The following is a 6,848-nucleotide window of genomic DNA, read 5'->3' as shown; positions in this document are numbered from 1 at the left end:
AAATACTATAGTAATAATGTACTAATGAATTGTATTAAAAAAGCTTTTACAATATCTTTGCCATCGCAATTTCCAATTGTAAGGAAATAATAAAACATACTAAATGATTAAAATTACATTACCAGACGGAAACGTTAAAGAGTTTGAAGTGAATAGCACACCAATGGACGTTGCTAAGAATATTAGTGAAGGTTTTGCTAGAAATGTTATTTCTGCGAATTTTAATGGAGCAACAGTAGAAACCTCTACTCCATTAACCACAGATGGCTCATTAATTCTTTATACGTTTAATGATACTGATGGTAAAAAAGCTTTTTGGCATTCTTCTGCACACGTATTAGCGCAGACTATTTTAGATTTTTATCCAAATGCTAAACTAACAATAGGTCCTGCTATAGAGAACGGGTTTTATTATGATGTAGATTTTGGCAATGAAACTATTTCTGAAAAAGACTTTAATCAAATTGAAAAGAAATTTTTAGAAAGAGCTAGAGAAAAGGCAGATTTTAAATTAAGGTCTATTTCTAAAGCAGATGCATTAACATATTATAAAGAACAAAATAATCAATATAAAGTTGAATTAATAGAAAATTTAACTGATGGTGATATTACTTTTTGTGATCACAGTAACTTTACAGACTTATGTCGTGGTGGACATATACCAAACACTGGTATCATAAAAGCTATAAAGATTATGAATGTTGCTGGAGCTTATTGGCGAGGTGATGAAAAAAACAATCAACTTACTAGGGTTTATGGAATTTCGTTCCCTAAACAAAAAATGTTGACCGAATACCTTGAATTACTAGAGGAAGCAAAAAAACGAGATCATAGAAAATTAGGAAGAGAGTTAGAATTATTTACTTTTTCTCAAAAAGTTGGTGCTGGTTTACCATTGTGGTTACCAAAAGGCGCTGCATTAAGAGGAAGACTGGAAGACTTTTTAAAGGCTGCTCAGAAAAAAGCCGGATATGAAATGGTAATGACTCCTCATATTGGTCAGAAAGAATTATATGTAACTTCTGGTCATTATGAAAAATATGGAGAAGATAGCTTTCAAGCTATTAAGACTCCTAAAATGGATGAGGAGTTTTTATTAAAACCCATGAATTGTCCACACCACTGTGAGGTTTACAATTTTAAACCTTATTCATATAAAGACTTACCAAAACGTTTTGCAGAATTCGGAACTGTCTATAGGTATGAACAAAGTGGTGAATTACATGGATTAACTCGTGTAAGAGGTTTTACACAAGATGATGCACATATATTCTGCACACCAGAACAGTTAGATCAAGAATTTAAAGATGTAATCGATTTAGTTTTATACGTTTTTGGTTCTTTAGGGTTTGAAAATTTTACCGCTCAAGTTTCTATACGTGATATGGAAAACCTTGATAAATATATAGGTGATGTTGAAACTTGGGAAATTGCTGAACAAGCAATTATTAATGCCGCAACAGATAAAGGTCTAGATTTTGTAATTGAAGAAGGTGAAGCTGCTTTTTATGGTCCTAAATTAGACTTTATGGTAAAAGACGCTTTAGGCAGAAGTTGGCAACTTGGAACCATACAAGTTGACTATAATTTACCAGAACGTTTTGAATTAACCTATAAAGGTGCCGATAATCAGTTGCACAGACCTGTGATGATTCATAGAGCTCCTTTTGGATCTATGGAACGGTTTATTGCAGTGTTATTAGAACATACAGGAGGAAATTTCCCGCTTTGGCTTACACCAGATCAAGTTATCTTATTGCCAATCAGTGAGAAATATCAAAAATATACAGAAAAAGTTTTACATTCGTTAGAAAATTCCGAAATTCGCGCCCTCGTAGATAGTAGAAACGAGAAGACAGGCAGAAAGATTAGGGATGCAGAAGTTAGCAAAATACCATTTATGGTTATTGTTGGCGAAAAGGAAGAAGAAAATGGTACAGTTTCTGTAAGAAAGCATGGTGAAGGAGATTTAGGTACATTTACAATAGAAGAATTTGTATCATTAATCAATGAAGAAATTAACAAAACAAAAAAAGAATTTTAGAGCTGATAAAACAGCACATTATATTAATTTAAATTTATAAGTCATAGCAATACGTAGAAGTAGGTCGAGAAGACCTTTGAGAGTAATCAAAGAAGATCAACACAGAATAAACGACAAAATCAAATATGTTGATGAAGTCCGTTTAGTTGGTGAAAACATTGAAGTTGGTGTTTATTCTTTAGAGAAGGCAAAAGAGTTAGCCGCAGAACAAGAATTAGATTTGGTAGAAATTTCTCCAAAAGCTAAGCCGCCAGTTTGTAAGATTATTGATTACAAAAAGTTCATGTATGAACAAAAGAAACGAGAAAAAGCTTTAAAGTCTAAGGCTACTAAAGTGATTGTAAAAGAAATTCGTTTTGGACCTCAAACAGATGAGCATGACTATGAGTTTAAAAAGAAACACGCCATTAAATTTTTAAAAGATGGTGCTAAATTAAAAGCATTTGTTTTCTTTAAAGGACGTTCAATCATCTTTAAAGAGCAAGGACAAATTCTTTTATTAAAACTAGCACAAGAGCTTGAAGAATATGGTAAAGTTGAGCAAATGCCTAAATTAGAAGGTAAACGTATGATTATGTTTATTGCTCCCAAAAAAGTAAAATAATTCTCAAATTACTCTTAAGAGTAATTTGAGAATTTAAAGATAATAAGCAAGATAAAAACGAAGGAGATGCCTAAAATGAAAACCAAATCTAGTGCCAAGAAACGTTTTAAGTTAACTGGTTCTGGAAAAATTAAAAGAAAGCACGCGTTTAAGAGTCATATCTTAACAAAGAAGTCTAAGAAACGTAAGCTTAAATTGACGCACGCTACATTAGTACATAAGTCTGATGAAGCGAACATCAAACAACAATTAAACTTAAAATAAGTTTAAAAAGGGAATTTAATTATTAACCATGGAGTTAGGCAAAAAATAAAAGTATTCTTAAATGAATCGCCTACTACAAAAAACAATTTGAATTATGCCAAGATCAGTAAATTCAGTAGCCTCAAGAAAAAGAAGAAAAAAAATCTTGAAGGCAGCAAAAGGTTACTTCGGACGTAGAAAAAACGTTTACACAGTAGCAAAAAATGCGGTAGAAAAAGCAATGCTTTATGCATACCGTGACCGTAAAAATAATAAGAGAAACTTTCGTGCTTTATGGATTATGCGTATTAACGCAGGAGCTCGTTTACACGGAATGTCTTACTCGCAGTTTATGGGGAAAGTAAAAGCTAACAACATTGAATTAAACCGTAAGGTTTTAGCAGATTTAGCGATGAACAACCCAGAGGCTTTTAAGGCAATTGTAGAGAAAGTAAAATAGATTATAAACCTTGCTTATATAGAACCCCAAACTTTATTGTTTGGGGTTTTTTTATTAATTTTAGCATTCAAAACCCCGTAACTATGAAAATTTTTATTCGTTTATTGTTTTTACTTTTATCAACTAGTTCAATAATAGCACAAGAAAACACTAATCAACAAAACACATTACAGGTCCAATTTGATGCAATTTACAGAACCTCTAGTTCTTATCAAGACTATAAAGTTATCCGAAAAACACGTTTTCAGAAATTAAAAACAGATGTTTTAGATTCTATTAAGGAACTAAAGAACGTTATTCAAGAAAAAGAAAAGCTAATTTTAACTACATCGGCAGAAAAAAATAAATTAAAAACTGAAATAGAACAAGTTCAAGGAAATTTAGATAACGCTATATCAAAAGACAACACAGTTAATATATTAGGCATAAATTTATCTAAATCGCTATATAATATTATTGTTTGGGGATTAATATTTACTTTATTAATAGGTTTACTTTTCTTTATTTATAGGTTTAATAATAGTAATGTATTGACAAGGCAAGCAAAAGACAGTTTAGCCGACGTTGAGTTTGAATTTGAACAACATAGAAAAAAAGCTTTAGAAAGAGAACAAAAAGTTCGTAGACAACTACAAGACGAAATAAACAAACAACGTGGCGCTTAACAAACTTAATTATTTATAGTGTTAAAATTAACAATTTGATAATTAAACCATATTAATATCTTGTTTCTCTTAATAATTTTAAAATAGACTTTTACTGTAAATTTATTTTGTAAATTTAGAATTCTAATAGCAATATATAACGTGAATATACTACACATAACAGCAGAATGTTACCCTATTGCAAAAGTTGGTGGTTTAGCTGACGTTGCTGGCGCTTTACCAAAATATCAAAACGAACTAAAAACGAATAGTAATGTTGTAATGCCATTTTACAACAATACATTTACTCAAAATAACAACTTCGAAAAAGTATACAATAATACTTTAAAACTTGGCGATCAAAATCATAATTACACTATTTTAAAAATAGAAGACGATGCTTTAGGTTTTGATTTATTTTGTGTTGATGTTCCAAGTTTATTATATAAGGATTATGTGTATTCTGTAGATGATACAGATCGATTTTTAGCTTTTCAGATTGCTACCTTAGATTGGGTTTTAACTTTAGAAAAGAAACCAGATATAATTCACACACATGATCATCATACTGGGTTAATTCCTTTTATGGTTTCACAGTGTTTTAAATATGAATCTTTAAAGTTTACACCAACCGTTTTAACAATACATAACGCACAATATCAAGGTTGGTTTGCACATAATAAAGTGAATTTAATACCACAGTTTAATTTTGATAACGTTGGTTTATTAGATTGGGGTGGAAATATAAATCCGCTAGCAGCAGCTATAAAATGTTCTTGGAGAGTAACTACAGTTTCTCCTTCTTATATGGAAGAACTCAAGCAAAAAGCAAATGGTTTAGAAGATTTATTAAACCACGAAAGTGCAAAGTGTGTTGGTATTTTAAACGGAATTGATTGGAAGGTTTGGAATCCTGAAACTGATTCTCACATTATAAAAAACTATAAGAAATCGACAATTGTTTCTGGTAAAAAAGCAAACAAAGATTGGCTTTGTAAAAAGTACAATTTAGACAATAAAAAACCACTTTTTGTATTTATAGGACGATTAGTTCATGAAAAGGGTGCAGATCTATTTTCTGAAATATTCAAGAAAGCATTATCAGAAAACGATATTTCAATCCTACTTTTAGGTTCTGGAGATAAAACCAATGAAGAATCTTTAAAACCTCTATTAACGTTACCAAATTTTAATGCACATATTGGATATGATGAAAAACTATCACATATTATTTATGCTGGTGGAGATTTCTTACTGATGCCTTCTAGAGTAGAACCTTGTGGATTAAATCAAATGTATTCGTTACGGTACGGAACTGTGCCAATTGTAAATGCTATTGGCGGATTAAAAGATACAATTATCGATATTAAAAATGATGGATTTGGGATTCGTCATAATGGTGTTAATATAGAAGAAACAACAAAAGCTATTGCAAGAGCAACAGCTTTTTATCAGAATAAAAAAGAGTTTTCTAATAACTCAAAAAAAATAATGGAAATAGATCATTCTTGGAACAATTCTGCCCAAGAATACGTAAAATTATATCAATCTTTAAAAAATTAAGTTATGAATAGTGATGATGTTTTATCAATAATATTAGGTGGCGGACAAGGTTCTAGATTATACCCTTTAACCGCAGACAGATCTAAACCTGCTGTACCTATTGCAGGAAAATATAGATTGGTAGATATCCCAATTTCTAACTGTATCAATTCCAATATTAAAAGAATGTATGTGTTAACTCAGTTTAATTCTGCATCATTAAATAAACACATCAAAAACACCTATCACTTTAGCTTTTTTAGTAAAGCTTTTGTAGATGTTTTAGCAGCAGAACAAACCATGCAAAGTGATAAATGGTTTCAAGGAACTGCGGATGCTGTAAGACAAAGTATGCATCACTTTTTACAAAATGATTTTGAATATGCTTTAATTCTATCTGGAGATCAATTGTATAATATGGATTTTAAGGATATGATAAAAAAGCATAAAGAAAGTAATGCTGAAATATCTATTGCAACGTATCCTGTAAACGAAAAAGACGCAACTGGTTTTGGGATTTTAAAGACTGATAATGAGAATACAATTACTTCTTTTATAGAAAAACCAGACGCAAGTTTATTAAAAGATTGGACTTCGGATGTAAGTAGCGAAATGAAAAATGAAGGCAAAAATTACCTAGCTTCTATGGGAATCTATATTTTTAATAGAAATTTATTAGTGAAGTTAATGGAGAATCCTGATACCATTGATTTTGGGAAAGAAATCATTCCGCAATCTATACACAATCATAAAACAGTAAGTTATCAATATGAAGGATATTGGACTGATATTGGAACAATAGATTCGTTTTTTGAAGCTAATTTAGGTTTAACTGATGATATTCCTAAATTCAATTTATATGATGAAAACAGAGTTTATACAAGAGCTAGAATTTTACCTACTTCAAAAATAGCAGGTGCTACTTTAAATAAAGCTGTAATTTCTGATGGTTGTATTATTCTTGCTAACAAAATTGAAAGAAGTGTTATCGGTGTTCGTTCAAGAATTGGTAAAAACACCGTAGTTTCTAATACGTATATGATGGGATCTGATGTCTATGAATCTTTAGAAGATATAGAGAACAACAATATTGAAAACCTTTTAGGAATAGGTGATAACTGTAATATCAATAATTGTATTGTAGACAAAAACTGTAGAATTGGAGATAACGTAACAATTGATGGAGGCAAACATTTAGAAGATATTGAAACTGAAACATACCAAGTAAAAGACGGAATTGTTGTCATTAAAAAAGGTGCCACAATCCCGAAAGGAACTGTTATTAAGTAATCACATTTTCATATTTTCCAA

7 protein-coding genes are annotated in these 6,848 nt (G+C 30.6%); all 7 read left to right on the top strand.

The window, feature by feature from the left end; all coding sequences use genetic code 11:
* Positions 1–103: 103 nt before the first annotated feature.
* The 7 genes from thrS (at position 104) to OD91_RS12310 (ending at position 6,827) form a co-directional block, all read left to right on the top strand.
* Complete coding sequence (gene thrS / locus OD91_RS12340; protein WP_144896689.1) at positions 104–2,044, top strand: threonine--tRNA ligase; 1,941 nt, start codon at positions 104–106, stop codon at positions 2,042–2,044.
* A gap of 76 nt (positions 2,045–2,120) precedes the next feature.
* Positions 2,121–2,648, top strand: coding sequence for a translation initiation factor IF-3 (gene infC / locus OD91_RS12335; RefSeq protein ID WP_222428679.1), 528 nt, complete (start codon positions 2,121–2,123; stop codon positions 2,646–2,648).
* Between the two features lie 66 nt (positions 2,649–2,714).
* Positions 2,715–2,912 carry a 50S ribosomal protein L35 gene (gene rpmI, locus OD91_RS12330; protein ID WP_144896688.1) on the top strand — a complete coding sequence of 66 codons (198 nt, stop codon included), beginning with the start codon at positions 2,715–2,717 and terminating at the stop codon, positions 2,910–2,912.
* 94 nt (positions 2,913–3,006) lie between these two features.
* Positions 3,007–3,351: a 50S ribosomal protein L20 gene (rplT, locus tag OD91_RS12325; protein ID WP_144896687.1), complete on the top strand. Its 345-nt coding sequence runs from the start codon at positions 3,007–3,009 to the stop codon at positions 3,349–3,351.
* Positions 3,352–3,434: 83 nt separating this feature from the next.
* Entirely contained in the window at positions 3,435–4,016 is a 582-nt protein-coding gene (locus OD91_RS12320; RefSeq protein WP_144896686.1) for a hypothetical protein, read from the top strand.
* 141 nt (positions 4,017–4,157) lie between these two features.
* The gene (locus tag OD91_RS12315; protein ID WP_144896685.1) at positions 4,158–5,558 is read left to right on the top strand and encodes a glycogen synthase; all 1,401 of its coding nucleotides are present in this window, start codon (positions 4,158–4,160) and stop codon (positions 5,556–5,558) included.
* 3 nt (positions 5,559–5,561) lie between these two features.
* A complete protein-coding gene (locus tag OD91_RS12310) occupies positions 5,562–6,827 on the top strand; it encodes a glucose-1-phosphate adenylyltransferase (protein WP_144896684.1) in 1,266 nt (421 codons plus the stop codon).
* Positions 6,828–6,848: the final 21 nt, after the last annotated feature.

It is taken from the genome of Lutibacter sp. Hel_I_33_5 (assembly GCF_007827455.1).
In the GTDB taxonomy this organism is placed as follows: Bacteria; Bacteroidota; Bacteroidia; order Flavobacteriales; family Flavobacteriaceae; genus Polaribacter.
Note: the sequence above shows the minus strand (reverse complement) of the source record. Positions and strands in the feature narration are given on the sequence as shown.